Source organism: Neobacillus sp. FW104-15D2 (genome assembly GCF_058790155.1).
Genome location: NZ_JBYTCJ010000003.1, coordinates 38,955 through 65,148, shown reverse-complemented (window position 1 = coordinate 65,148; position 26,194 = coordinate 38,955). Strand labels below are relative to the sequence as shown.

Here is a 26,194-nt window from a genome sequence, read left to right as displayed (position 1 = left end):
AGGCTAATAGCATGAAAAAGGTGTTTAAGGCTTTAACCATTGCGGGATCAGATAGCGGCGGCGGTGCAGGGATTCAGGCGGATTTAAAAACATTTCAAGAGCTTGGCGTATTCGGAATGTCTGCTCTGACTGCGGTTACCGCACAAAATACATTAGGTGTTCAAGGTGTTTATCCCATGTCGGTGGAAGCCGTTATTCAGCAAATTGATTCAATTGGTTCTGACCTTGGAGCGGATGCAGTAAAGACAGGAATGCTTTTCAGCAGTGAAATTATTGAAGCTGCTGCAGGAAAAATCAAAGAGTACGGCTGGTCAAACCTTGTTGTCGATCCGGTCATGATTGCAAAGGGCGGCGCTTCTCTTTTACAAAATGAAGCGGTGAAAGCTCTTAAGAAATATCTGCTGCCGCTTGCAGTAGTAGTAACACCTAATATCCCCGAAGCAGAGGTCCTTACCGGTCTTGAAATTCGTAATCTGGAAGACCGAAAGCAGGCAGCGGAAATGATCATCTCCATGGGTGCAAAGAATGTAGTTATTAAAGGCGGACATGGTGAAGAAGAGGAAGCGGTCGATTTATTATTAGATGGCAAGGAATTCTCCTATTTCACAAGTACTAGGCTTGAAACTAAAAATACTCATGGAACAGGGTGCACCTTTGCTGCTGCCATCACAGCGGAGCTGGCAAAAGGAACATCAGTAAATGATGCTGTTCAGGTGGCAAAAAGGTTTATAGAAGCTGCTATCCGCTATGACTTAGGAATTGGCAATGGGCATGGTCCTACCAACCACTGGGCATACAGGCTTGAAAGTAATATAGAGGGTGAAAAGGCATGACCAAAAGAGAAATCCGTGATTTACTAAAGGTATATTTTATTATGGGCAGCAATAATTGCCTGGTTAATCCACTAGAAATAGTCGAAGCTGCCTTAAAGGGCGGAGTTACTCTATTTCAGTTTCGTGAAAAAGGAACCGGCGCTTTAAAGGGTGAAGAAAAGGCTGAACTGGCAAGTAATATTAAATCATTATGCAAAGAATATGGTGTTCCGTTTCTAATAAATGATGATATCGAGTTAGCCATTGCTCTGGGGGCGGATGGTGTCCATATTGGGCAGGAAGATGAACCTGCTTCTATTGTTCGCGGCAAGATTGGCGAAAAAATTCTTGGAGTGTCAGTTCATACCCTCGAGGAAGCCAAAAAGGCTGTCTCGGAAGGGGCTGATTATTTAGGAATTGGTCCCATTTATCAAACCTCTACAAAGGAAGATGCGAAGGAAGAGAGCGGCACTGCCCTTATTGAACAAATTAGAGCCGTAGGAATGGATATCCCTATTGTTGGCATAGGCGGCATTACAGCAGTTAATGCAGGTGCTGTAGTAAAAGCAGGTGCGGATGGAGTCTCTGTTATAACCGCAATCAGCATGGCTGCTTCACCGCTTCAGGCTGCAAAGGACCTTGGTACTGCTGTAGGATTAGAGTAATTCCTATTGGAAAACAGCTTTCAGGAGCTTTGTGCTGGTCATAATCAGGACTATTATTGCTGATTTTGGGTAAAATGGTATACAGTGATGGCCAAAACAAAGTGAGGAGTGATAGGATGAAGTCATTTGTAGTAGGATTCCACCAGCAGGATAATGTTGATGCTATGCAGGTTCAGAAATTAAGTGAGGAAGACTTTGAAAAGGCCTCTGAAGGCGGGACAAGGCATTTATTTGAACTTGATACCAATATTGGCTTTTTTGTGTTTTTTGATGCGGAGGATGCAGACGGAGTAGTGTCCTACCTGATGCTGCAATATGAAGAGGATAATGAGGATCCAACTGCTTGTTATTCATTTGCCATGAAGGATTTTTATGAGTTTATGGCTTTATATTTAAATGATTTGGAATTTAATGAAGAAATCAATGAAGAAGACGACGAATATGGACCAGTTCACCATCTGGCCCACTTGCTATTCCATATTGTTGAAGATGGAAAGTCTTTAGAAGTATAAAAATAGCCGCTCCCGACCTGGGAGGCGGCTATTTTTATTTTACAGCAGAAGGATCAAGTTTTTCCCACTTTACGGTAAGTTCAAAAACAATCGCAATCAGAAGCCCCATTAAAAGTCCATTGCTGATTAAAGGACGGATAAGCAAGGGCACAGTTAGCAATACATCCGGAGATAGATTCATGATTGAAACTCCGGCCAGCAAAGGAAAAGCAAACCGGAAGATACTCCTTGAATCAAAACTATGCGGTTTAACGCTTTTCAGTGCTGTTCCAAACAGCTGCATATAGGCAACAAAAAGAACAGCATTACCGACTGTTGCCGGAAGAGTGGTGAAAAGAGAACCGAGTGCCGGAATTAAACCGAGCAGCGCAAACAGTACACTGCCAATGATAAGCGGTTTCCTATCCAGAATCCTAGTGCTTTCAAGCAGCCCAAGTGAAGATGTAAAGGGTGTATTAGGTACAAGTCCTAAAACTGGAGATAGGATGGAAAAAAGTCCTGAAATAATAAATGATTTCTTAAATTCACCTTTGCTTATTTCTCTTCCGTACAGTCCTTCAGATGCCTTGGGTCCGGAAATATTATTTGTAAGGTTCATTAGTCCGGTAATAAATGCAGTTAATACGATACCAATCTCCAGGTTGGGTTTGCCCCATGGGAAAAATGTAAGTTTGATATCGCCGGCGGCAATCGGCTGTTGAGAACCAGGAAAAAGAATGGTATATAAAACCCAGCCAACAATAATTCCAATAAGGACGGCAAAATTGCTTACCAGACCTTTGCCTTTCACACTGATAATGGTTGTTAAAATAACAAGACCGATTGAAAAAAGGCTAACCGGTATGTTTATATGCCCATTTGGAGTTAATTTCAGCATGCCTTTAAAGAAAATCAGTATGAGCTGAAATGACAGTAAAAATAAATAAACAGACATAACGACGGGGGTAAACAATTTTTGAAGCAAAGGTATAAGGTTCAGCCAGCCAACCAGGACTGCCACAATACCGGCCAGGATTATTCCTGTTGCAAGAGCCCCACCCAGCCGTGTTAAACTCATGCCCGATGCGGAAGCAGATGTGCACAAGCTTAGAATTAATCCCCACCAAAGCCCCGAGTGGCCTTCCATTAATGAGAACCGATGTCCCCATAAAGCCTGTACCATAGAGGCTGCCCCAATGAAAACAAAAGATGCTCTTAGAGCCATAGCCGTTTCCGCTGCAGATAGATGAAAGGCTGCTCCCACAGATAATGGCACCACAAGAGTATTAGCAAAGATAAAAAACAGCCATTGCAGAGACGCAAGGGTCAATGTAGAAGGTGAAAGTTTAGACATATATAGGATCCTTTCTAGCTGAAGTCCATTGTTCAGAACCAAAGGGTTCACAATTTAATACTTTACAAGAAAAATCCAAAAAAATGAAGAAATAAAGCCTTCAAAATAATGGGAAATCTGTCATGGTTGTTTCAAAAAAAAAGAGGCTGCCAAATCTTATTGGAACAGCCTCTGTTATTAGTCCTCGTCCTTCACATCAATATCTTCTGGAATAGGTTCGTTTTTAAGTTCCTCAACTAGTCTCATATATTTTTCAAGCTGCTGAAAATGTGTATTGAACTGATCCTTGTAAACAAGGTGTTGATCCCCATCAAAAAGAGCCCTGATCCTTTTTTGGCGGATTAATTTTTCCACCTGGGATTCGGGTACTGATAAGTATTCTGCTGTTTCTTTTAATGTAAGGTACACTGGAATTCACCTCTTCCTTATCACTATAACAAAACTTCACTAATAATAACCATAAAAAAAGCGGGCCCGAAGACTCGCTTTCCACAAAATTATTTATTTAGTAAACAATCAGGCATGGCGTTTTCCTTTTTTACCGCAGTCGCGCAATCCTTATGCATTTCTTTTAGCTGCTTTTCAGACATCTCTGGGTGCTTCTCCTGCATAAACGGCAGCATGTCCTTAAAGTCCTTTACAGCACAGGCAATGTCATTACTTTTTGCCATAACACCCGTGCCTAAGCCTAACAAAAGAAGCGCTGCAAAGATACCGGATACTAATCTCTTCATGATCACACCTCCTTTATACCCTATATGGTAATTCTAACTCTAATTCTGCATTCAGAGTCATTGGTAATGTGACAAGTTTTCTATATTTTTTAGGAACTTTCTTTTTTGAAATGCATCATAATATTTAAGGGTTATATATAGGGGATGTTTAAGAAGGGGGTTTCTGCTATTACAAAATGGTATAATAGAATTAAAAAACACATGAGAGAGGTATCTGATGAAAAATAATATAAGTCCTTTAAATCCCATTGCCTTTCACTTAGGACCTATAGACGTACACTGGTATGGAATTATTATTGGGTGCGGAGCATTGATGGGCCTGTATTTAGCAACAAGAGAATGCACAAGGAGAGGTGTTTCTCCTGATGCTCTTATAGATTTGATTACAATCGCATTACCGGTAGCTATTATAAGTGCAAGAATTTATTATGTTTTATTTGAATGGAATTATTTTAAAACTCATCCAAGTGAAATACCTGCTATCTGGCATGGCGGAATCGCTATTCATGGAGGCTTAATTGGAGCTATAGTTACTGCTATTATTTTTACAAGAAAAAGAAATATCTCCTTCTGGAAACTCGCAGATATAACAGCGCCAAGCATTTTGCTTGGACAGGCGATAGGCAGATGGGGGAACTTTATGAATCAGGAAGCCCATGGCGGACCCGTTTCAAGGGCATTCCTTGAAGGTTTGCATCTTCCGGTTTTTATTATTAATCAAATGAATATTAATGGTGTATATTATCACCCTACCTTTTTGTATGAATCCATTTGGAGTTTTGTTGGTGTAATCATTTTGATTTCATTAAGAAAGGTAAATCTCCGCAAAGGTGAACTCTTTATTACTTACTTAATCTGGTATTCAATCGGCCGCTTTTTTATTGAAGGAATGAGAACCGACAGCCTCATGCTAACCTCTCATTTGCGTATAGCACAAGTGGTTTCTATAGTCACTATAATTGTCAGTATTTTGTTGTTAATCTTGAGAAGAATAAGAGGGTTATCTGCAGAGAGATATCTTACAAATAAAGAGGTATAAAGATTTTATGAACGAGGAACAAAAACAAACAATTGATTCAAAGTATATCCAGCAGCATTTGGCTAATGAACGTACCTATTTGGCCTGGATTAGGACAAGTATAACGATTATTGGAGTGGGCTTCTTAATTACTAATCTGCATTTTTCAACAATGACTACAAAGATTGAGATCAGTGATGTGCTTGCTAAAATAATAGGTATTGCATCAATTTTATCCGGAATTTTAACCATTATCCTCACAACAATCAGGTATTTTGCAAAAGGAAGAGATATTAATAGTCAGACATTTCGTTTTTCAAAGAGGATGGTTATCTATTTATCCGTATCCTTAATCATTATATTTTTTGTTTTTGCCGTCTATTTCCTATTTGCGTGGGAATTAATAAAGACCTGAATTCATAAGAATTCAGGTCTTTCATTTTAATAAGCGATGCATTCCTAGAATTAATTAATACTATCTGTAAATCCTTTCATTGTAGCTTCATCCATGGGACCGACCATTTTCTTCTGGATAACCCCTTTTGTATCAATAATATAACTAGTAGGGATAGTAAATGCCTGGTACTTAGTTCCGATCATTCCTGTTTCATCAAGCAGAATGGGGAAAGTTAGACCATTATCATTTAAAAACTTTTGAACTTCGTCTTTGCCCTTATCCATGCTGGTAAGATTCACAGCCAGAATGGTAATTCCTTTATCCTTGTTTGCTTTGTAGAAGCTTTCCATATGAGGCATTTCGGCTTTGCACGGAGGGCACCATGTTGCCCAAAAATTAAGAATAACCTTTTTTCCCCGATAGTCAGAAAGCTTAACTTTTTCACCTGTCATGGCGGATAACTTAAAATCCGGTGCTTTTGTACCTACATCCAGCGATGTGATTTTTGTGCCTGGAATATTTTCGAAAGCTGCTGCTTCCTTTGAATTTGCTTCTTCTGCCCTTTCCTTTTTTGCTGCTGTATTCCATATGTTCACTGCCACAATTACAATCACAAGTGCAATAATGGCATACGATAAAAGCCTGTTCTTCTTCAATTTCTTTTTTCCTCCTTTATTGTGTAAAGAATCCAAACAAGGAAAAGCCCAATTAATATAAAAGAAATATTATACGTCATAAAAGTTTTCTCAAATAAACTTAAAATCAAAAGTTCAATTAGAAATATAAACAAAAACACTTGGCTATTTACTTTACTACTTGTCCTATACAAACAGAAAGCTAATACTAAAAAAAGAGCCAGCTGTACTATACCCGCATGATAAACCCCAACTAAAAAACCCTCTGCAGCCTGGAAACCAACAAAATTGAGAAAATACAAAGGAACCATTTCTCTATTTAAAAGGGAAGGTGTCTTTTTATACAGTCTAAAAAGATAAAAAGCAGTAAATCCAGCTGCTATAATTTGCCCTTTTGTACCACCGTTAAAATAAAGAAGGGAAAAAGGAAATTTCACAAATAATGAAAAGTTAAAAACAATATAGCTTAATTTATAAAGCAAGAAAAACAGAAGATATGCATTAGTATACCACTCACCCGGCTTTATCTTCCTTATTCCAGAAAATATGAAACCACTGAAAAGCAAGGTCAATATTGAAGAAATAAGAGTTGCGGGAATAGTAAAACGTCCATAATTTAAATAATCCATATGCTTATACCATCGATTCTATTGTGAATAATTATCATTTTTATATTTGATAGGGTTTTCATTTTTGAATTCCAAATAAACATCCAGATTTTTTTATTGACGATATACCACTAAGGGTATTATGATGTTTTGTGGCTTCAAAAAATTTGATCATAAATACTGCAATGTAAAGACAAAGGCTTTAAATAATCGGCTGCCTTTCATGGTGAAGCAAAAAATTTAGAGCAAGGGTGATAAATATGATATTCGCTGTAATTATAATCGCAGTTATTGCAGTTTCACTATATAAGAGATATGCTCCTGTGAAGGTTCCTTGTGTTAATTTAGAAAACCATATCACCATTAAAAATACTGTTCTTCTGGATATAAGAGATTATAACATTTCTTATAAAAATCAAGTAAACGGCGCAATTAATCTTCCGCTTCCCTATTTAAACAGATATGTGCAGGAAATTCCGAAGTACTCTATTCATTTGGTTGTATCCAACACTATCGAGAAAAACATGGGAGTTAGATTTTTAAGTAAACGGGGATTTAGGGTAACAGGTTTTTCCTGCCTCGAAAGTGAATGCTGATTTTAAGCAGGCATTAAAAGTTGCGGTTGTGAAATTATGGGTGTTGACAGTTTAATGATGATTATATAATATATACCCTGTAAGGTATAAAGCGTGTTAGATTGTTTTATTTTTTTAAATAAAAATATACCCATAGGGGTAACTGAAGGTAAAGGGGACAGGAATAATGCAGGAGAGAAAAAAGACAACAATTGTACTTTTCAGTGGGGACTATGACAAAGCAATGGCAGCCTATATTATTGCAAACGGAGCTGCAGCTTACGATCATGAGGTAACCATTTTCCATACATTCTGGGGATTAAATGCCCTTAGAAAAGACGAACCAATTAAAACAAACAAATCATTCATTGAAAAGCTGTTTGGCTGGATGATGCCAAGAGGCGCAAATAAAATGGGTCTGTCAAAGATGAACTTTGCAGGGATGGGACCGAAAATGATTAAGGATATTATCAAAAAGCATAATGCGATGCCATTGCCTGATTTAATTGAAATGGCAAAAGAACAGGACATTAAGCTTGTTGCTTGCCAGATGACTGTTGATTTATTAGGTCTAAAGCCGGAGGAAATAATGGGCGGGGTGGAATTTGCCGGTGTTGCAGCTTATTTAGGGGATGCAGAAAACGGAAACGTCAACTTGTTTATCTAAGGGGAGGGAATCTAAATGTCGTACACAAATATTATTTTGATTGCGATCATTGTTGTTTTCTTTGCAATGAGAATGATGCCGTTAAAGGGTATTAAAAATATAACAACAGCCGAATTGAAAAATCTTTTAAAAGAGAAAAACAAGCAATTTATCGATGTCAGAACGCCTGCTGAATATAAATCAAGACATATTAGAGAATTTGTAAATATGCCACTACATCAGCTTCCGGAAAAAGCAACCCAGCTTTCAAAGGAGAAAGAGACAATTGTTATTTGCCAAAGCGGCATGCGCAGTGCAAGAGCCAGCAAACAGCTTAAAAAGATGGGCTTTAAAAATATCTCTAATGTTAAGGGCGGAATGAGCGCCTGGAACTAATAGGAGGGAAGAAGTTGAAAACCATTAGTGCAAAAGAAGTAGAAGCATTATTGAATGAGAAAAAACGATTAAATATCATTGATGTTCGTGAAGTTGCTGAAGTGCAGGCTGGTAAAATACCTGGTGCCGTCAATATGCCCCTTGGTCTCATTGAATTCCGTATGCATGAACTCGATAAAGCAAAAGAATATATCATGGTTTGCCGTTCGGGTGCGAGAAGCAGCCAGGCAGCGATGCTTCTTGAATACAACGGATATGACGTTACTAATATGTCTGGCGGAATGATGTCATGGGAAGGTCAGGTTGAATAGAGTTTAATTCGAATCTTTTGGAGGTTTTAATATGGAATCCATAAAAACAGATATGATTGTTGATGCTAAAGGGCTAGCATGCCCGATGCCAATTGTAAGGACAAAAAAGTCAATGAACGAGCTTGAACCAGGTAAAGTCATGGAAGTTTTGGCAACTGATAAAGGGTCAAGAGCTGATATCCAGGCATGGGCAAAAAGCTCTGGACATCAATATCTTGGAACTATCGAAGAAGGAACAGTTCTAAAACATTATTTAAGAAAGTCAACAGGGGATGAAAAAGAAGAAATGAAACATCCTCATGTAATCAATAACGAAGAATTAGAAGCTAAAATCAATAGCGGTGAGAATATGGTTATTTTGGATGTCAGAGAATATGCTGAGTATGCTTTCAACCATATTTCTGGAGCGAAGTCTATTCCTCTTGGAGAATTAGAAGATAGAATGGCCGAACTAGATAAAAGTAAAGAAATCTTTGTTGTTTGCCGTACTGGAAACCGCAGCGATCTTGCAGCACAAAAGTTAGCTCAAAATGGTTTTAACCAAGTGGTAAATGTCATACCAGGTATGAGTAATTGGCAGGGTTCGACCACAAACTAAAAAACAACAAAATTTTTTGTTTAATAATATACCATAGGGGGTAAATCGAATTGACTTTTAAAGCGATGACTTCTAAAGAAGTAACTCAAAAGGTGTTCAATAAAGAAAAACTATTTATTTTAGATGTACGTAATGAAGGTGACTTTCAGGATTGGAAAATTGAAGGTGAAAATTTCACATATCTTAATGTTCCTTATTTTGAACTTCTTGATGGAGTCGAAGGTATTATTGATCAAATCCCTTCAGATAGAGAAATTCTTGTTGTTTGTGCAAAAGAAGGATCATCTGTTTTTGTAGCTGACATGCTATCTGATTCAGGGCTTGAAGTTTCTTATCTTGAAGGCGGCATGAAAGCATGGAGTGAATATCTTGAACCTGTAAAGGTGGGAGATTTGAAGAATGGCGGAGAAATCTATCAATTTGTTAGAATCGGTAAAGGCTGTCTATCCTACATGGCAATCTCCAATGGAGAAGCTGCTATTATAGACGCGACTCGTATGACGGATATATATGTTGATTTTGCTGCGAAAATGGATGCTCAAATTAAGCATGTATTTGATACTCATCTTCACGCAGACCATATTTCAGGAGGAAGAAAAACAGCTGAGCAAACCGGTGCTTCCTACTGGCTGCCTCCAAAGGATGCAGAAGAGGTAACCTTTGATTACAAGCAGCTTGAAGAAGGCAAGGATGTTATGATTGGAAATACCAAAATATCGATTCAGCCTTTATATTCACCAGGCCATACAATTGGATCAACATCTTTTGTCATCGATGACACATATCTTTTAACTGGTGATATTCTGTTTATCGATTCTATCGGAAGACCAGACCTAGCAGGTAAAGCTGAGGACTGGGTAGCGGATTTACATGAAACTCTCTATAACCGTTACAAAGAACTTTCTGATGAACTAATCGTTTTTCCTGCCCACTTCATGATCATTGATGAATTAAATGATAATGGCAGTGTAAGTGAAAAGCTTGGAACTCTTTATGCCCGTAACCATGGCTTAAATATTGAGGATGAGGCAGAGTTCAGAAGAACTGTTACCGAAAACCTTCCGCCACAGCCTAATGCATATCAGGAAATTCGGGAAACAAACATGGGAAAAATTAATCCTGACCTGGATAAACAAAGAGAAATGGAAATTGGACCAAACCGCTGTGCGGTTCGCTAATAACATTTAAATTTAGGAGGAGTTAAAGATGGAAGCAGCAAAGGTATTAGATGCAAAAGGGCTAGCATGCCCAATGCCGATTGTAAAAACTAAAAAAGCGATTAATGAATTAGAATCTGGACAAATCTTAGAAATTCATGCGACAGACAAAGGTGCAAAGAATGACCTCGCGGCATGGGCTAAATCTACAGGTAACGAATTACTGCAATCGACTGAAGAAGACGGAGTATTTAAATTCTGGCTTAAGAAAGCCTGAAAATTGAAAGAGAAGGCACTTAGTGCCTTTTTCTTTTAGGGAGGTTTTGGGGTGAGCTGGACATTTATAATTGTACTGTTTTTGGTGGGTATTATTGGGTCGTTTATTTCAGGAATGGTAGGGATTGGCGGAGCAATTGTCAATTTCCCTATGCTGCTTTTTATTCCGCCATTGTTAGGTTTTACAGCCTTTACCGCACATGAGGTATCAGGGATTAGTGCTGTACAGGTCTTTTTTGCAACAATTGGAGGGGTTTTAGCCTATCGTAAAAGCGGTTTTTTAAATAAAAAGATTATTTTTTCTATGGGAGCTAGTATTTTAACCGGAAGTTTTATTGGCGGTTATTTCTCTGATAGGCTTCCCGAGTCCGGTATTAATCTTGTTTATGGAATTCTTGCACTTTTAGCCGTTATATTAATGTTTATCCCCAAAAAAGGCTTGGATGACATCCGCGCTGAAGATTTAAAGGTAAATTTGGTTTTAGGAATGGTTCTTGCATTTTTTGTGGGCATTAGCGCAGGGATTGTTGGTGCAGGCGGAGCTTTTCTGCTTGTTCCCATCATGCTGACCATTTTAAAAATACCAACTAGGATTACTATAGCTTCCTCACTTGCCATTACAATGATTTCATCCATTGGTGTTACTATTGGAAAGATTTCAACAGGTCAGGTTCTGCTCTGGCCAACTGTAGTAGTTGTTATTGCAAGCTTGTTCGCTTCAACATTGGGAGCCAAGGCCGGAAAAAAATTAAATACAAAAATATTGCAGGGTATTCTGGCTGTGCTAATTGGAATAACAGCCATTAAAATATGGATTGATATTCTTTTCTAAAAATGAATACCAAAAAAGATTTGAAGAGGAGGATTAATAATGTTTCATTATACGGTTTCTACTTCAAAGAGTTTGGAAGAAGCAATTGATTCACTCGAACAGAACCTAAAAGAGTTTAAGTTTGGGGTCTTATGGAAATTGGATTTGAGAGGAAAGCTTCAGGAAAAAGGTGTTGACTTTAACCAGCCCTATTTCATTTTGGAAGTATGCAATCCTCAGGAAGCAGCAAAGGTATTGACCATTAATGAACTTACTGGCTATTTCCTTCCATGTAAAATTACTGTTTATGAAAGTGAAGGAACAACAAAAATCGGTTTGGCTAAACCGTCAATTTTGGTAGGAATGCTGGAGAACGACGACCTTAAGGCCGTTGCTGAGGAAATTGAAAAAACTTTGATTGGTGTTCTGGATAAAACAAAGTAAAGGCTCCCAATGGGAAGCCTTTTTTTAATCATTTCTTTAGTCCATCGACCCGGTATTTGTTTTAAGATAGAAATTCTGCTGGATTTAATCCGAGTTCTCTGCAAATTTCGCTAACCATTTGCTTCTCATTCTGATCAAACTGGCCATCAGCATAACCAATAGCTATACAATAACGGGCAACCAGGCGTGCAATTTCCGGTTTGGACCGAACTTTTCCAAGAGCCCTGAATGCTTCCGCGCGTCCAAGCATTCGATCACTTTCTAAACGCTGGATAAAATAGTTGAATTGTTGAATTACCTTATTAGTATCAAATACACGAAGCTCTTCACTTTGATTTACGAATTCCAGCATTTTTTGCCTTTCGGATGGATCAAGTCTTCCGTCTGCCATACTGACCAAAGCACAGGCTGCAACCACTGCATCGAGCACATCCTGGCTTTTAAAACGGCTGAAAAGCTCCTGTGCCCGCCTTTTTTGCTGCATTGCCCATTCGGTAACATCCGTTTGTGAAGGAGACCATGAGTTTCCACAGCTCATGCATGAAAACTTTAGCTGGTTCTTTCCAAGAAATCCGCCAAGCAAGCCTATTGGACCGAGGATAAGCCCGCCAATCGCAGCCTTTCCGAGTCCAAACCCTTTCTGTCCAGTTCTGACATTGGTCGAATGGCAGCGCGGGCAGACAATATTTTCCCCGCCATAGGTTGTTTGGGATGGTGAGTAGGAGTTTTGGCCAAATGAGTTTTGGCCAAATGGCTGTGCTGGCTGATTAAATGAAGGCTGGGTAGTCTGAAATTCAGCAGGGCTGTAAGAATTCTGCCCATAAGCCCCGGTTTGTCCGCTTTGGGAAAACGGCTGGTTTTGTGTTGTATAACTTGCAGCAGCCGGAGGAGCATCATCAACCGTTACGCCGAAATTACGACAAAGTGCAGAAAGCCCTCCCTGAAATCCGCTTGCAATAGCATTGAATTTCCACTCACCATTGTGCCTGTATAATTCTGCAGCAACAATCGCCGTTTCCACCGTAAAGTCCCTGCCAAGGTTAAATCGCAATATTTCTTCATTTGTTTGCTCATTAAAAATTCGAACATAGGCATTCGATATCTGTCCAAAGCTTTGCCCTTTCATCTGGGCATCATGGATGGTAATCGTAAAGGCTATCCGGTGAATGTGTGGAGGGACCATACTTAAATTAATCCGTATTTGCTCATCGTCCCTTTGTCCTGATCCTATTCGATTGTCCCCGCTGTATATTACGGACCCGTTCCCACCTGTGGGATTATTGTAAAAAATAAAATCTAGATCATTTTGTACCTTACCTGTTTGTCCCAATAAAAAGGCGGAAGCATCCAGATCATAATTAGATCCAGAAGTATTAATGTTCCAGCCAAGCCCGACTACAACGTTTTGCAGGCCAGGATGTGATTTTGTTAAATCTACCTTTTGCCCTTTGCTTAATATTACTCCCAACTTGTCCACTCCTTTCGATTCATTTCTTTCTGGAATCAGTAAAACTTTAATATATATCGATACGTTTAATCTTTTAAAAAGTTTCAATACGCTAGCAGGAACTTGAAAATATCTATATATTTCAATGACGAAGGGAGAACTATCCTCTTTGTATAAATATGGAAAAGGTATTAGTTTTAGTTTGATTATAACTTCTTTTTAATCCCTAAGCGAACTATATCCATAAAGAAAAAGAAAAGAATAGAAAAAGATTCCCCAAGTGAGTTTTTATAAAGCACTGTCTCGGAAAAAGCACTTCTACCGATTACATTTATTTTTTAAGAGAAAAAAACAATAAAAAGGACAAAGCCTGAATCTCGGACTTTGTCCTTAAATTTATGGGGATTGATGCAAAATCAGTTAGTGTTCGATTTCCTGAATTTTTTTAATAAACGACAACTGGCTCATACGTACTAAGATTATCATACACGCTTTTCATAATAGTGCTTGGCGTGTTGACGCAGCCGCCCGAGCCTGCGGCAAGATAGGCATTGCTTGCCCAGTTTTTCCGCCAGCTTGCATCATGGAACCCTTGCCCGCCATTTGTAAAAGGAGCCCAGTAATTTACTTTTACAGAGTAATTGGGATTGCCGACTTCGCTGCCAGTGAGCGTGGATGGCGTTCGTTTATAGAGGATATACCACACGCCCGGTGCTGTATCTTCATGAGTGTTATGCCTTCCGGTAACCACATTTGTTGTAACAGCCAATTTTCCATTTTTGTAAATCCAAATGCGCTGCTCCTGAATGGACACTTCTGCATACGTCTCGCCGATGCCATTGTTCGCAGTGGTTTCATACCCATAGCCTTCATTGGTCCAGCCATGGCCATAAATATTTGAGGCGGAAATCGATTTTTCTCCATTTTCAAAAGCCTTTTTAACCAGCTCCGTTTCCTTTTCAACATCTAATCCCCATCCATAGCCTTGGCCTTTTACCGATATGACTGAGCCTGAATGGGTTTTAAAGGTGAAGTTTTTATCTAGTGTAGATTGGGAATTATCAATTTCCGCAATCTTCTCCTTAATGCCGTTCGGGTCAATTGTAATCTTCATATCCTTTGAAACAGAGGCATTTTTAATTAAGTCACTTGCTTTTAAAGTGTTCACTCTGTCCTGTACCTTATAATCAAGAGTCTGTTGAAGAAGGCCTTGCAGCACTTTCTTTTCCTCTTTTATAACCGGACTATTTTCTTTAATAGGGTGAATGTACACAGGTTTGAGATTGATATCGCTGCTATATTCCTGTTTCTTATAATCTTCCATGAGACTAGAAACATCATACTGTTTTCCATTCATGCTTTTGGAGACAGTGATTTTGCCATCTTCCAGCTTCGCTTCCGCATTCCTGGGGGCTTTTAAACCTTTATTCATTATCACAAGCTTTTCTTCTACTCGCTTTTTCATTGTTTGGCTTCGGTACTGATCCGCGTTTTTAGGGATCAGTGTAAAGTTTTTTGCCTTCGAGGATGGAAAAATTGTCTGCTGGCTTTTAAGTAATTTCTCCACTTCAGGTAAATCGGTATCCGTAAATCCCATATGCGTATCTATTTCATCTAAAATTTGCTGTTTCCCAACAAAGACTTTATTTTTTAATACAGATGTATTTAATCTTTTAATTGCCTGATTGGCCGTCAATCCACCGACACTTTTGTTATTAATTGTGATCTTCGAATTGAAACGGGTTGTCTGATAATACCCTAGTCCCGCCACTAGCAGGGCAAAAAGAATGAAAATTCCCGTTATGATAAATTTCCTGCTTGTATTCTTCTGTGTTCCCGTAACCGTAACATCTGCCATGCTGCTCATTCCCGTTCCCTCCTCGTACCTTCTTAACCAGGTACCAACTTTCACTACTTTTAGCTAGTTTTTCTATCAAAACTATCGAATAGTTTACTCCATTCTTCTTAAATAATCACTATAAATATTAATAGATTTGTTAGTGCCGAATGTGTCGCAATTTGTAAAAGATAAAAAAAATTATCATTGGATTTTTTAAAGCTCACATAACGCCATTAAATTGGGCAATTTTGGCCTTTTTTTGGCTAATCAGAATTTATATCCATAAATTCTGAACGCATAAGCAAAACTAAGGCATCCGCCAAAAAGGACTTGGCGAATGCCAAGTTTTTCTAATGATATACAAAATTGAATTCTAGTATTACCTTTGTCTCAAGGTTTGTATATTAATAGACTAGATATCGCGCCCAATACTTAAAGTATTATAGAACGGGAATAATTATAATGGAGTTTTTGCGTTAACAGTTTTGTCACTTTACATACCCTACGTGGGTATGCTTTAATTGGGGTAAAGGAGGCTGAGTAATGCTTTTTGAAGATGAAGAATTGGAGCTTAATGATGCCAGTTGTTCTCATAGCGACCGTAAAAGCCACCATTCAGAAAAAGTGAAAAAAAATTTAGTAACGCGGCTTAATCGCATTGAAGGACAGATACGCGGTATAAAAGGCTTAATTGAAAAAGATACTTACTGTGACGATGTCATTACCCAGATTTCAGCTACCCAGTCTGCCTTAAACAGTGTGGCAAAGCTTTTGCTTGAAGGCCATATGAAGACTTGTGTGGTAGAGAGAATCCAGGAAGGGGACCTTGAAGTCCTGGATGAGGTTCTTTTAACAGTTCAAAAATTAATGAAAAAATAGGAGGAGATTAATAATGGAAACAGTTACTCTAAACGTAAAAGGTATGTCATGCGGTCATTGTGTAAAAGCAGTTGAAGGAAGCGTAGGAAAATTAGACGGAGTCGAAAGAGTACTTGTAGACCTTAATAAAGGTCAGGTTGTTGTTGAGTTTAAAGCCGACCAGGTTAATCTCGACCAAATCAAAGCAACAATCGATGATCAGGGTTATGATGTCGTTTAATTATTAACCTAAAATATAGCCCTTGCGCCTTTGCGTTGGGGCTTTCTTTGACCGTGGCCTTTATACATATCAAGATGCCCATTTTAAGAATAATAGGTTAAAATTGTTTGATTTATACCCTACATAGGTATAGTATAATAACATTAAGAGATTCAAAACAGGGGAGGAACGTACAATGGTTTCGCTTAAAGAAGTACAACTGCCAATCACTGGAATGACATGTGCAGCCTGTTCAGCCAGAATCGAAAAAGGTTTGAAGAAAATAGATGGTGTATCGGAAGCCAACGTCAACTTGGCTTTAGAAAAAGCTTCATTAAAATATAATCCTGATATGACAAACGTAGCAGCTTTTGAAAAGAAAATCTGTGACTTGGGTTACGGTGTTGCATCCGAAAAAGCAGAATTTGACATTATGGGTATGACATGTGCAGCCTGTTCCGCAAGGATTGAGAAGGGCTTAAATAAACTGGAGGGTGTTAAGGCAGCTACCGTTAACTTAGCTCTTGAATCAGCGAGCGTCGAGTATAATCCTTCCCAGTTGAATATCCAGGAAATAATAAGCCGGGTCGAAAAACTGGGCTATCAGGCAAAAGTAAAACAGGAGAATAATGACACACAAGATTATCGAGAAAAAGAAATAGAGAAGCAAAAAGGAAAATTTATTTTTTCTGTTATTTTAGCTTTCCCGCTGCTTTGGGCTATGGTTAGCCACTTTAAATTTACTTCCTTTATCTATTTGCCGGATATGCTGATGAATCCATGGGTCCAATTTGCTCTGGCAACACCAGTTCAGTTTGTTATAGGAAAACAGTTTTATGTAGGCGCTTTTAAAGCATTGCGAAACGGAAGCGCCAATATGGACGTATTAGTTGCTTTAGGAACCTCCGCTGCCTATTTTTACAGCGTGTATTTATCCATTATTTCTATAGGCTCTAATGGTCACATGGTAGATCTTTATTTTGAAACAAGTGCCGTACTCATTACACTTATTATTCTTGGAAAATTATTTGAAGCCAGGGCTAAGGGGCGGTCGTCTGAAGCCATAAAAAAATTAATGGGTCTGCAGGCTAAAACCGCTACTGTTTTTCGAGATGGAATTGAATTGGAGGTCCCTCTTGAACAAGTTGTTGTAGGTGACATTCTTTATGTGAAGCCAGGAGAGAAGGTTCCGGCAGACGGTGAAATTGCTGAGGGTCGATCAGCCCTGGATGAATCGATGCTCACTGGAGAAAGTGTGCCTGTTGATAAAACGGTCGGCGACGCAGTCATTGGAGCCACAATTAACAAAAATGGCTTTTTAAAAGTTAAAGCTACAAAGGTAGGAAGAGATACAGCATTAGCTCAAATCATTAAAGTAGTTGAAGAAGCACAGGGCTCTAAAGCTCCAATTCAGCGCTTGGCAGATAAAATATCGGGTATTTTCGTTCCAGTCGTAGTGGGTATTGCCGTCATCACTTTTCTAATCTGGTATTTCTGGGTAAGCCCGGGGGAGTTTGCCGAAGCACTTGAAAAATTGATAGCTGTTCTCGTTATTGCATGCCCATGTGCACTCGGGCTTGCAACTCCGACTTCCATAATGGCAGGTTCGGGACGTGCGGCTGAGTTTGGTGTGTTATTTAAGGGTGGAGAGCATCTTGAACTAACTCACCGTATTACAACAGTCATTCTTGATAAAACAGGAACCGTTACAAATGGCAAGCCAGTTCTGACGGATTTAATTATTAATGGAGATATTGATGAGAAAAACTTTGCCAGATTGGTTGGAGCTGCCGAGAGAAAATCAGAGCATCCACTTGCAGAAGCCATCGTTCAGGGAATTAAAGAAAGAAATATTGAAATGGCTGAGGCAGAGGAGTTTGAAGCAATTCCGGGCTTTGGAATAAAAGCTGTTACTGAAGGTAGGAACTTACTAATTGGAACCCGAAGACTGATGAAGAAATTCGAAGTGGATCTGGGTTCTGCTGAGAAACAAATGGAGACCCTCGAGGAGAACGGAAAAACGGCCATGCTTGTGGCTATTGATGGAACATATGCAGGAATAGTTGCTGTAGCCGATACAGTTAAAGAAACTTCAAAGCAGGCAATCAAGCGCCTTAAAGATCTTGGACTTGAAGTTATTATGATAACCGGAGACAACCAGCGTACTGCCAAGTCTATTGCGAACCAGGTAGGAATCGACTCTGTGATCGCAGAGGTACTTCCTGAGGGCAAGGCAGACGAAGTGAAAAAGCTTCAGGTGCAGGGAAAAAGGGTTGCAATGGTCGGAGATGGAATTAACGATGCACCTGCTCTTGCCCTGTCGGATATTGGGATGGCGATCGGTACTGGAACTGATGTGGCAATGGAAGCTGCTGATATCACTCTTATGAGAGGCGACTTAAACAGCATTGCAGATGCTATTATTATGAGCAAGAAAACCATCCGAAATATTAAACAAAATTTATTCTGGGCTTTCGGATACAACATATTAGGTATTCCTGTAGCTGCTCTGGGTTTCTTGGCCCCGTGGCTTGCAGGCGCTGCCATGGCTTTCAGTTCTGTTTCCGTTGTACTAAATGCTCTAAGGCTTCAGCGGGTTAATATAAAATAAAAAAGCTAACCGGGTAAGGAGTGGAATAATGAAAAAGTGGGCTATTGCAGCAATTATCTACCTGTTTGCTGTTATTGGAGGGTACCAGGTCTATGCACAGTTTATCCAGAAGGATGGCATTGTGGCGCATTCCTCATCTAACCATGAATCTGGTGAGCATGACGAAACTGAATCAGGCATGCATGAACACGGAGATAGTCATCAATCAAGTGATGTCAAAGCAAAAGTAACTTATAACAACTCAGCATTAACCATTACTTTGGCAGACAAAGATGGTAATCCTGTTGATAATCTAGAAGTAAATCACGAAAAAATTATACACTTAATTGTTGTAGATGAAGGATTGGAAAAATACTATCATCTCCATCCGGAAAAAACTGGAGTTGGAACTTTCCAGGTTAAACAACCTTTGGAAAATGGCAATTATAAAGCGTTTGTTGATATAAAACCTAAGGGACTGAATTATGAGGTAATGCCAGTAAAAATTAAAATAGGTGAGGCTGCACATAACCATCCACATAGCCTTACTCCTGATACTTCTCTTGAAAAGAGAGTAGAAGGAGAAAAGGTTCAAATGAAGATGAGCAGCCAGAAATCATCTGAACCAGTGAACTTATCTTTTAGCCTGGACAAAACAAAGCTGGAGCCTTATCTTGGCGCAGCTGGGCATGTCGTCATTCTGGATAAAAAAGGAGAACATTATCTTCATGTCCATCCGGTTAAGGAAAATGAACCTGTATTTCAGACGGAATTTAATAGACCAGGCGTATATAAAATATGGGCTGAATTTAAGCAAAATGGAAAGGTTAGAGTATTTCCTTTTGTCGTTGAAATTAAATAGTTTAGGATAAACTTATGCCTGGTCGGAAGCTCCGATTGGGCACTTTTTTGTTTGAGGGAGTTATCGTCATAATGAAAAACTTGTATGAAAAATGTCCGACTTGTATAATAGGATTAACATAAAAAAATATGAACGGCAAAAACAGGTGCTAATTTCTGCAAAATTGCAGATTCTTAGCTTAATAGGGAAGCTGGTGAAAAACCAGCGCGGTCCCGCCACTGTAAGTGTGAGCGACCTATAGCATGTCACTGTCATTTCGATGGGAAGACATAGGAAGCAATGATCACGAGCCAGGAAACCTGCCTGTTTTTTCGCACCAAAAGCCTACGCGGATAGGAGGGTGTTAAGACAGAAGCGTTTTCGGCTTTCCTGCCTTAACCTGATAAAACCTCCTCCTTCATAGGGGGATTTTTTTATGGACTTTTTATAAAAGGGGAGAGGAAAAAGCAAATGTTTGCAAATCGACAGACAAAGATTTTTCTAATGATGGTTTTATTGCTGGCTATTCTTACCGGAGGATTGCAGAAACCGGTGTTTGCAGCGGAAACAGCAAAAGGATATGTTTCCGTTATTGGAGACGTCAAAACTGGTGCTATACTACCGGACACCGAGGTTAACTTTACAGAGAATCAAACGGCATTGGATGTATTAAAAAACACTACCGGTATAAATAAAGTTGAATTATCTAAAGATGGCAGATCTTTAATCACAATAAATAACTTATCTACTACACCAGATGGAACGTTTTATTGGGCTTTTTACATTAATGGAATCGGCGCTCAAGTTAATTATGACGAGTATAAAGTAAATAACGGCGATAAACTTACTTTTGTTTATACAGATTGGACCAAGCCTTCAAATCAAAAGGTAACTGTAAAGATTCTTGATAAAAGTGGGAAAGATATTGTACCTACTGTTAACCAATATCTGAATCCTACCTCTATCATAGGACAGCCCACGGCACTTCAATTACTGCAAACAGGATTGGGAAAAGACAAAGTTGGAATCGAAGTTGATCCTAAATATGGGCCATTTATTACTTCTATTAACGGAATAATTCCTGCTAAAGGTGACTATTGGGGATTTTATGTCAATGGCAAAATGGCAGATGTAGGTGCAGGTACCTATCAATTAAAACCTGGCGATGAGGTAATGTTTAAATACGAAGCATCTGCACCACCTGCTGATACGCCAAGCCAAGATGCACCTGCAGATTCCAATACCACACCTGCAAAACCGATTGCAAAAGAAGAAATTCAAAAGTCAATTGACTCGGCAGTACAATATGTTCAAAAGGATCAGGTTAGTGATTGGGAAGCAATTGCTTTAAGACAGTCAGGAAAAGCTATTCCTTCAAGCTACTTAGAAGGAGTAATCAATCAAATTAAAAGTAAAAATGGGCATTTCACTAAAATAACAGATTATGAGCGTATTGCTATGGGAATTCTGGCAGCAGGCGGAAACCCTTCTAATGCCGGCGGATATGATTTAATAAAATCCATTTATACCGGCAACATAATCAAGCAAGGAATGAATGGTGTTGCCTATGCGCTGATTGCATTGGACAGCACCAACGCTGCTATACCCGCATCTGCCACATGGACCAAAGAAAAGATTATAAATGAATTATTATCTAATCAAAATAAAGATGGCGGATGGCCATTAGATGTTAAAGGAAGTTCCGACCCTGATGTAACAGCAATGGTGTTAACAGCCCTTGCCCCACATAAGAAGGGGGAAGGAAGCATGTCAGCCCTTGTCACTCAAACATCTGGATCAGGTGTACAGTCTTCAATTGATAAAGGCGTTAATTATATAAAAGAACAATTTCAGTCAGGAAAAATTTCTAACAGTTCTACAGCTGCTCAGGCAGTAATTGCTTTATCCTCAGTAGGAATAGAGGCTAATGGAGTTCAAAAAAATGGAATCGGTCTTGTTGAATATCTTAAAACCTTCCAAAACCCAGATGGCGGATTTATTCTCAATAAAAAAGGGCCAAGTGATCCAATGGCTTCTGAGCAAGGAATTCAAGCACTTGTTGCCTATCAGCTTTATACAGCAGGAAAAGGATCTCTGTATTCATTTGCCAACAGTGCACCTGTTAAGGTAACACCTGTACAGACAAAGCCTGCTCAGGTACAAACGGCACAGCAAACACAGACAGTAAAGCAGCCGGTGAAATCAACCACTGCAAGTGCAAGTGGACATCCGCTGCCAAAAACGGCTAGCAATACGGCAAACCTTATTGTTTTTGGGGTACTGATAATCCTCATGGGTCTTGTATTATACTTCCGTATGAATAGAAATAGAGTTTAGGATTTTTGTAAAGATCCCTCGCAATAACGAGGGGTCTTTTACATGAAACCTTTCAACAAGCAACTAGGAGTGAAAGAAATGAAACGTTTTACTTTATACGGGATGATAGTTTTTCTTTTATTTAGTTTAAGTGCCTGCGGAACAAAAGAAGAAAGCAAAGCCGTAAGCAAAGAAACGACAGCCAGTGAAAAAGTGGAGAAGGATAATAAAAAGCCTAAAAAACCTGATGCTTCAAAACAGCAGACAGCTCAGAAAACGGAAAAGCAAACGAGTACCAATACCACTCAAACAACTGAAAAAAATATCGTAGCAGTTCAGCCAGCCGCACCTGCAGCACCTCAACCTAAAACGCCTGCTGTTCAGCCGAAGACGGCAACAGCACCAAAACCGGCAGCACCCGCTCCACAGCCAGAAACAACTTCAAAGCCTGCGGCAACAGCACCTGCAAAACCAGCTGCTGCACCTAAACCTCCAGCTCCAAAACCAGTGGTGAAACCTCCAGCACTGGTTCATACCGTTGTGTTCTCCATTACAGGACCTAAAGATAAAGGAACCTTATTAAGCTCAAGAAAGGTGGAATTTACTGAAGGTAATACTATCCTTGACATATTGCTAAAAGCAGCTGGGAAGAGTAATGTGGATTATAACGGCAGTGGCTCTGCTGCCTATGTTGAAGGAATAGACGGAATTTACGAATTTGACTATGGCCCCATGAGCGGCTGGATATTTAAGCAAAACGGAGCAGGCATTCCTAAGAGTGCCGGAGCGATAAAGGTAAAAGACGGTGACCGAATTGAGTGCATATATAAAGAAAAATAATTTTAATAGGAAAAGTTAATGAAGAGCCGATTTGAAGAATTCCATCCTCTTGTCTCTTTCATTTTCTTTGTCCTTGCATTATCTCTTTTTATTTTGATGATTCACCCAGTCTTTTTATTACTGGGCCTTATATTCATTCTGATGATTAATATAACGTACAGATCGATTGAACAGCTGAGACAGTGGGCTGCTTTTATGATAATAAGCAGCCTCTTTATTTTTCTATTAAATCCTCTTTTTAATGAAAGGGGAAGACATGTATTGTTTGTGTTCCACCAGCACCGAATTACAGCGGAATCATTGGTATACGGGGGAATGAGCGCTCTTTCCCTTGTTGTTATTATGGCTATGTTTGTTTCCTATAATAAAATCATGACACCCAATAAGCTATTATTTTTATTTTCTAAGATACTTCCACAGTTTGCTGTACTGCTGATGCTGACCCTCCGTTTTATACCCTTAATGAAGAGGCGGCTTGATGAAATTTCCTCAATTCAATTAAGTAAAGGAATTTCTGTATTACATGGGCCCTTGAACAAAAGAGTAAAAACCGGCCTGCTATATGTCCAGGTTCTCCTTACTTATTCACTAGAGGAAGCCATCCAAACAGCGGATTCCATGAAAGCAAGAGAATATGGAAAAGGATTAAGATCTTCATATGAATATTTCAAATTTAAAAAGCGGGATGGCCTGGCTCTAGTCTACTTACTTCTATTGTATTTATTAATATTATGGGGCAGGTTTAATGGTTTTGGACATTTGACAGTTTATCCTATTATGGAGTCATGGCAGCTTGGAACGGGTGATATAAGGATTATGTTTTTTTATTGCTTATTTTTAGGCTTTCCACTTTTGATTGAATTGGGGGGATATTTTCGATGGCGTATATTGAATTAAAAAATGTTTCATTTTCCTATCCGGACGCAAACCAGCCTGCCATTCATAACTTATCTCTCCAAGTGGAAAAGGGACAGTTTATTGTCCTTTTCGGTGCCTCTGGCTCAGGTAAAAGTACTCTTTTGCGTCTTTTAAAAAAGGAAATCGTGCCACATGGAGAGCTTTCGGGTGAGATCCTTTTAAATGGGGGTTCAATCGAGAACCAAACTGTGAATACAGGCTTTGTTTTCCAGGATCCGGAGAATCAGGTAGTTGCTGATAATGTTCTTCATGAAATGGTGTTTGGCCTTGAAAATATAGGTTTATCTACAAATGAGATGAGAAGCAGGATTGCAGAGATGGTTCATTATTTTGATGCCGAGAACCTATTGAACCGGGATACGCATGAACTTTCAGGCGGTATGAAACAGCAGATTAATTTGGCATCTGTTCTCCTTATGCAGCCGGATATTCTTCTGCTGGATGAACCCACAGCCCAGCTGGACCCTGTAAGTGCCAGAGAGTTTTTAAATATGCTGGTCCACCTAAATGAAGAGTTTGGAATGACGATTATTCTGGCTGAGCACCGTTTGGAGGAAATATTTCTGCTTGCAGACAGTATTGTTTTAATGGATAAAGGAGAAGTGAAGGTTCAGGGAGGGACCCGCCAGGTTCTTGAAAATCTATGGAGAAACCCTCCTTTTAATAAGTATGTTCCTAGTATTCCTTCGCTTTATTTAAGCCTTGGAGGGAAAGAAAAGCTGCCTCTTTCAGTTAAGGAAGGGCGAAGCTGGACCCAGACTGTGGAGATTGCTAAAAAAGATAAAACAAGATTGGCTGAAATAACAGAAGAGATCCTTAACGCCCAAAATCTATATTTTCAATATCAGAAAGAAGATGGTTATATATTAAAGGAACTGAATCTTTCTATCAGAAAAGGTGACTTTTATGCTCTCTTGGGTGGTAATGGCTCTGGAAAGTCAACTTTATTGAAGCTGCTGGCGGGTGTGTTAAAGCCAGAGAGAGGGAAGCTTATTTTCAAGGGAAAACAGTTAAAGGCATGGAAAAATAAAAGCCTTGCAGCTGAAATAGGCTATTTGCCGCAAAACCCTAAGTTATTTTTCATACAGGATACTGTAGAAAAAGAAATTCAGGATACTCTTGAACAATGGGGATTAAAGAACGAACATGAGGTTGAGCCTCTTCTGGAGAAGCTTGGAATAAATCATCTTCGCCATAATCATCCATACGATTTAAGCGGCGGAGAACTTCAGAAAGCAGCGCTAGCCTGCCTGCTTTTAAGAAAGCCTGAAATTCTGCTGCTGGATGAACCTACAAAGGGACTGGATCCCTTGTCGAAGGATCATTTAGCAGATATTCTTTGTAAGTTGAATTGCGAGGGCGTTTCTATCCTGATGTCCACCCACGATGTAGAGTTTGCAGCCCGCTACGCCTCAAAATGCGGAATGATGTTTCAGGGAAGTATAACATCGGAATCTGAGCCCGATGCTTTTTTTAGTGGGAATTTCTTTTATACTACGATGGTACAACGGCTGTTTCGCAGTAGGTCCGACCAACAAATCGTTACCCTCGAGGAGGCAGTTGAGCTATGCAGGCTAAGAAGATAATTGTTACTTCAGCGGCACTCCTTATGGTTGCACTGCTCTTATATTTATCATTTAGCTTGCAAAGTCAGTATATATGGCTAAGCCTGGCCATTGTTGTCCTTTCAATGCTGCTGTTATTAATAAGGTTTGAAAAAAGAAAGGCAGAACCACGCGAACTGGTGTTGCTTGCTGTCCTCGCGGCTATTGCGGCTGTAGGCAGGGTTCCGTTTGCCAGTATTCCAAGTGTTCAGCCTACAACTTTTGTGATTATGATGTCAGGATTGGTTTTTGGTGCAGAGAGTGGCTTTATTATTGGGGCGGTCGCAGCACTTGCATCAAATATGATCCTTGGCCAGGGACCTTGGACACCCTGGCAGATGGCTGCCTGGGGACTTGTCGGTTTCTCCGCAGGCTTATTAAAGAACAGCCGATTAATGAACTGGACCTGGGGCAGGGTGGTCTTCGGAATTGTTTGGGGATTTTTATTTGGGTGGATTATGAATATTTGGGGTTACTTTTCCTTTACACAGGGAGGAAATCTCTTTGAATTAAAATCAATATTCACTTACTTTGCTGCCAGCGCTCTGTTTGATGCCATGCATGCTGCATCAAATGTCTTTTTTCTGGTTTTGTTTGGCAAGCCCTGGATGAAAATACTTACCAGGTTTAAAAGGAAATATGGGCTGATGGAATTTTGAGAAACGTAGTTAACCACTTTTCATAAATGATATCTTAACATCAAATTGATCCATAAAAAGGTTGAAATTGATGTTAAAATCAACTTAAGATCTCCCCTTCACGCAAAGGGAGTTTTTTCATCCTCTTGTCATC

The 26,194-nt window shown here is 39.4% G+C and carries 30 protein-coding genes and 1 riboswitch; of the genes, 23 read left to right on the top strand and 7 right to left on the bottom strand.

What is annotated here, in order from left to right:
- The first annotated feature begins 11 nt into the window (after nucleotides 1-11).
- The 3 genes from thiD to AC3WR0_RS03690 all read left to right on the top strand — a co-directional run bounded on the left by thiD (nucleotide 12) and on the right by AC3WR0_RS03690 (nucleotide 1,989).
- Nucleotides 12-833 (top strand): bifunctional hydroxymethylpyrimidine kinase/phosphomethylpyrimidine kinase, encoded by an 822-nt coding sequence (gene thiD, locus AC3WR0_RS03700; RefSeq protein ID WP_492551039.1) that lies wholly within the window; start codon nucleotides 12-14, stop codon nucleotides 831-833.
- A complete protein-coding gene (thiE, locus tag AC3WR0_RS03695; protein ID WP_492551038.1) occupies nucleotides 830-1,477 on the top strand; it encodes a thiamine phosphate synthase in 648 nt (215 codons plus the stop codon). Before thiD ends, thiE begins: the two co-directional genes overlap by 4 nt.
- 116 nt (nucleotides 1,478-1,593) lie before the next feature.
- Nucleotides 1,594-1,989, top strand: a complete 396-nt coding sequence (locus tag AC3WR0_RS03690) for a hypothetical protein (RefSeq protein ID WP_027321672.1) — start codon at nucleotides 1,594-1,596, stop codon at nucleotides 1,987-1,989.
- A gap of 34 nt (nucleotides 1,990-2,023) precedes the next feature.
- Here AC3WR0_RS03690 and AC3WR0_RS03685 read toward each other — a convergent pair whose 3' ends face one another.
- The 3 genes from AC3WR0_RS03685 to AC3WR0_RS03675 all read right to left on the bottom strand — a co-directional run bounded on the left by AC3WR0_RS03685 (nucleotide 2,024) and on the right by AC3WR0_RS03675 (nucleotide 4,056).
- Nucleotides 2,024-3,322, bottom strand: coding sequence for a uracil/xanthine transporter (locus AC3WR0_RS03685; protein ID WP_492551037.1), 1,299 nt, complete (start codon nucleotides 3,320-3,322; stop codon nucleotides 2,024-2,026).
- A gap of 177 nt (nucleotides 3,323-3,499) precedes the next feature.
- Entirely contained in the window at nucleotides 3,500-3,730 is a 231-nt protein-coding gene (locus AC3WR0_RS03680) for an excisionase family DNA-binding protein (RefSeq protein WP_492551036.1), read from the bottom strand.
- Nucleotides 3,731-3,819: 89 nt separating this feature from the next.
- Nucleotides 3,820-4,056, bottom strand: a complete 237-nt coding sequence (locus tag AC3WR0_RS03675; RefSeq protein ID WP_492551035.1) for a hypothetical protein — start codon at nucleotides 4,054-4,056, stop codon at nucleotides 3,820-3,822.
- A gap of 217 nt (nucleotides 4,057-4,273) precedes the next feature.
- On the opposite strand from AC3WR0_RS03675, the gene lgt reads away from it, so the two are divergent.
- Nucleotides 4,274-5,095, top strand: coding sequence for a prolipoprotein diacylglyceryl transferase (gene lgt, locus AC3WR0_RS03670; protein WP_492551034.1), 822 nt, complete (start codon nucleotides 4,274-4,276; stop codon nucleotides 5,093-5,095).
- A 7-nt stretch (nucleotides 5,096-5,102) separates the two neighbouring features.
- Nucleotides 5,103-5,489, top strand: a complete 387-nt coding sequence (locus tag AC3WR0_RS03665; protein ID WP_492551033.1) for a YidH family protein — start codon at nucleotides 5,103-5,105, stop codon at nucleotides 5,487-5,489.
- A 50-nt stretch (nucleotides 5,490-5,539) separates the two neighbouring features.
- On the opposite strand, the gene AC3WR0_RS03660 is transcribed toward AC3WR0_RS03665, so the two are convergent.
- Both AC3WR0_RS03660 and AC3WR0_RS03655 read right to left on the bottom strand, forming a co-directional pair.
- Nucleotides 5,540-6,127: a peroxiredoxin family protein gene (locus AC3WR0_RS03660; RefSeq protein ID WP_492551032.1), complete on the bottom strand. Its 588-nt coding sequence runs from the start codon at nucleotides 6,125-6,127 to the stop codon at nucleotides 5,540-5,542.
- Complete coding sequence (locus AC3WR0_RS03655; protein ID WP_492551031.1) at nucleotides 6,124-6,735, bottom strand: hypothetical protein; 612 nt, start codon at nucleotides 6,733-6,735, stop codon at nucleotides 6,124-6,126. Before AC3WR0_RS03655 ends, AC3WR0_RS03660 begins: the two co-directional genes overlap by 4 nt.
- 239 nt (nucleotides 6,736-6,974) lie before the next feature.
- On the opposite strand from AC3WR0_RS03655, the gene AC3WR0_RS03650 reads away from it, so the two are divergent.
- From AC3WR0_RS03650 to AC3WR0_RS03610, 9 genes are all read left to right on the top strand, one after another.
- Entirely contained in the window at nucleotides 6,975-7,310 is a 336-nt protein-coding gene (locus AC3WR0_RS03650) for a rhodanese-like domain-containing protein (RefSeq protein WP_492551030.1), read from the top strand.
- Between the two features lie 166 nt (nucleotides 7,311-7,476).
- Entirely contained in the window at nucleotides 7,477-7,956 is a 480-nt protein-coding gene (locus AC3WR0_RS03645; RefSeq protein WP_492551029.1) for a DsrE/DsrF/DrsH-like family protein, read from the top strand.
- Between the two features lie 15 nt (nucleotides 7,957-7,971).
- On the top strand, nucleotides 7,972-8,331 hold the full coding sequence (locus AC3WR0_RS03640; protein WP_492551028.1) for a rhodanese-like domain-containing protein: 360 nt from the start codon (nucleotides 7,972-7,974) through the stop codon (nucleotides 8,329-8,331).
- Between the two features lie 14 nt (nucleotides 8,332-8,345).
- Nucleotides 8,346-8,642 (top strand): rhodanese-like domain-containing protein, encoded by a 297-nt coding sequence (locus AC3WR0_RS03635; protein WP_492551027.1) that lies wholly within the window; start codon nucleotides 8,346-8,348, stop codon nucleotides 8,640-8,642.
- Between the two features lie 31 nt (nucleotides 8,643-8,673).
- On the top strand, nucleotides 8,674-9,240 hold the full coding sequence (locus AC3WR0_RS03630) for a sulfurtransferase TusA family protein (RefSeq protein WP_492551026.1): 567 nt from the start codon (nucleotides 8,674-8,676) through the stop codon (nucleotides 9,238-9,240).
- 50 nt (nucleotides 9,241-9,290) lie between these two features.
- Complete coding sequence (locus AC3WR0_RS03625; RefSeq protein WP_492551025.1) at nucleotides 9,291-10,418, top strand: MBL fold metallo-hydrolase; 1,128 nt, start codon at nucleotides 9,291-9,293, stop codon at nucleotides 10,416-10,418.
- 28 nt (nucleotides 10,419-10,446) lie between these two features.
- Nucleotides 10,447-10,674, top strand: a complete 228-nt coding sequence (locus AC3WR0_RS03620) for a sulfurtransferase TusA family protein (protein ID WP_492551024.1) — start codon at nucleotides 10,447-10,449, stop codon at nucleotides 10,672-10,674.
- A gap of 51 nt (nucleotides 10,675-10,725) precedes the next feature.
- Complete coding sequence (locus AC3WR0_RS03615) at nucleotides 10,726-11,505, top strand: sulfite exporter TauE/SafE family protein (protein ID WP_492551023.1); 780 nt, start codon at nucleotides 10,726-10,728, stop codon at nucleotides 11,503-11,505.
- 39 nt (nucleotides 11,506-11,544) lie between these two features.
- On the top strand, nucleotides 11,545-11,928 hold the full coding sequence (locus tag AC3WR0_RS03610; protein ID WP_492551022.1) for a DUF302 domain-containing protein: 384 nt from the start codon (nucleotides 11,545-11,547) through the stop codon (nucleotides 11,926-11,928).
- Between the two features lie 61 nt (nucleotides 11,929-11,989).
- Here AC3WR0_RS03610 and AC3WR0_RS03605 read toward each other — a convergent pair whose 3' ends face one another.
- Both AC3WR0_RS03605 and AC3WR0_RS03600 read right to left on the bottom strand, forming a co-directional pair.
- A complete protein-coding gene (locus AC3WR0_RS03605) occupies nucleotides 11,990-13,396 on the bottom strand; it encodes a TerD family protein (RefSeq protein ID WP_492551021.1) in 1,407 nt (468 codons plus the stop codon).
- A 424-nt stretch (nucleotides 13,397-13,820) separates the two neighbouring features.
- On the bottom strand, nucleotides 13,821-15,242 hold the full coding sequence (locus tag AC3WR0_RS03600) for a L,D-transpeptidase family protein (RefSeq protein WP_492551020.1): 1,422 nt from the start codon (nucleotides 15,240-15,242) through the stop codon (nucleotides 13,821-13,823).
- 516 nt (nucleotides 15,243-15,758) lie between these two features.
- Between AC3WR0_RS03600 and AC3WR0_RS03595 the strand changes: the two genes are divergently transcribed.
- From AC3WR0_RS03595 to AC3WR0_RS03555, 9 genes are all read left to right on the top strand, one after another.
- Entirely contained in the window at nucleotides 15,759-16,094 is a 336-nt protein-coding gene (locus tag AC3WR0_RS03595; protein WP_492551019.1) for a metal-sensitive transcriptional regulator, read from the top strand.
- A gap of 13 nt (nucleotides 16,095-16,107) precedes the next feature.
- The gene (gene copZ / locus AC3WR0_RS03590; RefSeq protein ID WP_492551018.1) at nucleotides 16,108-16,314 is read left to right on the top strand and encodes a copper chaperone CopZ; all 207 of its coding nucleotides are present in this window, start codon (nucleotides 16,108-16,110) and stop codon (nucleotides 16,312-16,314) included.
- A 175-nt stretch (nucleotides 16,315-16,489) separates the two neighbouring features.
- On the top strand, nucleotides 16,490-18,904 hold the full coding sequence (locus AC3WR0_RS03585; protein WP_492551017.1) for a heavy metal translocating P-type ATPase: 2,415 nt from the start codon (nucleotides 16,490-16,492) through the stop codon (nucleotides 18,902-18,904).
- A 28-nt stretch (nucleotides 18,905-18,932) separates the two neighbouring features.
- Complete coding sequence (locus tag AC3WR0_RS03580) at nucleotides 18,933-19,745, top strand: DUF8832 domain-containing protein (RefSeq protein WP_492551016.1); 813 nt, start codon at nucleotides 18,933-18,935, stop codon at nucleotides 19,743-19,745.
- Nucleotides 19,746-19,871: 126 nt separating this feature from the next.
- Nucleotides 19,872-20,066, top strand: a riboswitch (cobalamin riboswitch).
- 129 nt (nucleotides 20,067-20,195) lie between these two features.
- Nucleotides 20,196-22,061: a DUF4430 domain-containing protein gene (locus AC3WR0_RS03575; RefSeq protein ID WP_492551015.1), complete on the top strand. Its 1,866-nt coding sequence runs from the start codon at nucleotides 20,196-20,198 to the stop codon at nucleotides 22,059-22,061.
- A 78-nt stretch (nucleotides 22,062-22,139) separates the two neighbouring features.
- On the top strand, nucleotides 22,140-22,880 hold the full coding sequence (locus tag AC3WR0_RS03570; RefSeq protein ID WP_492551014.1) for a DUF4430 domain-containing protein: 741 nt from the start codon (nucleotides 22,140-22,142) through the stop codon (nucleotides 22,878-22,880).
- A gap of 18 nt (nucleotides 22,881-22,898) precedes the next feature.
- Nucleotides 22,899-23,777, top strand: a complete 879-nt coding sequence (locus AC3WR0_RS03565) for an energy-coupling factor transporter transmembrane component T (RefSeq protein ID WP_492551013.1) — start codon at nucleotides 22,899-22,901, stop codon at nucleotides 23,775-23,777.
- Nucleotides 23,759-25,384, top strand: coding sequence for an ABC transporter ATP-binding protein (locus AC3WR0_RS03560; RefSeq protein WP_492551012.1), 1,626 nt, complete (start codon nucleotides 23,759-23,761; stop codon nucleotides 25,382-25,384). Before AC3WR0_RS03565 ends, AC3WR0_RS03560 begins: the two co-directional genes overlap by 19 nt.
- Nucleotides 25,366-26,061, top strand: coding sequence for an ECF transporter S component (locus AC3WR0_RS03555; protein ID WP_492551011.1), 696 nt, complete (start codon nucleotides 25,366-25,368; stop codon nucleotides 26,059-26,061). Before AC3WR0_RS03560 ends, AC3WR0_RS03555 begins: the two co-directional genes overlap by 19 nt.
- Nucleotides 26,062-26,194: the final 133 nt, after the last annotated feature.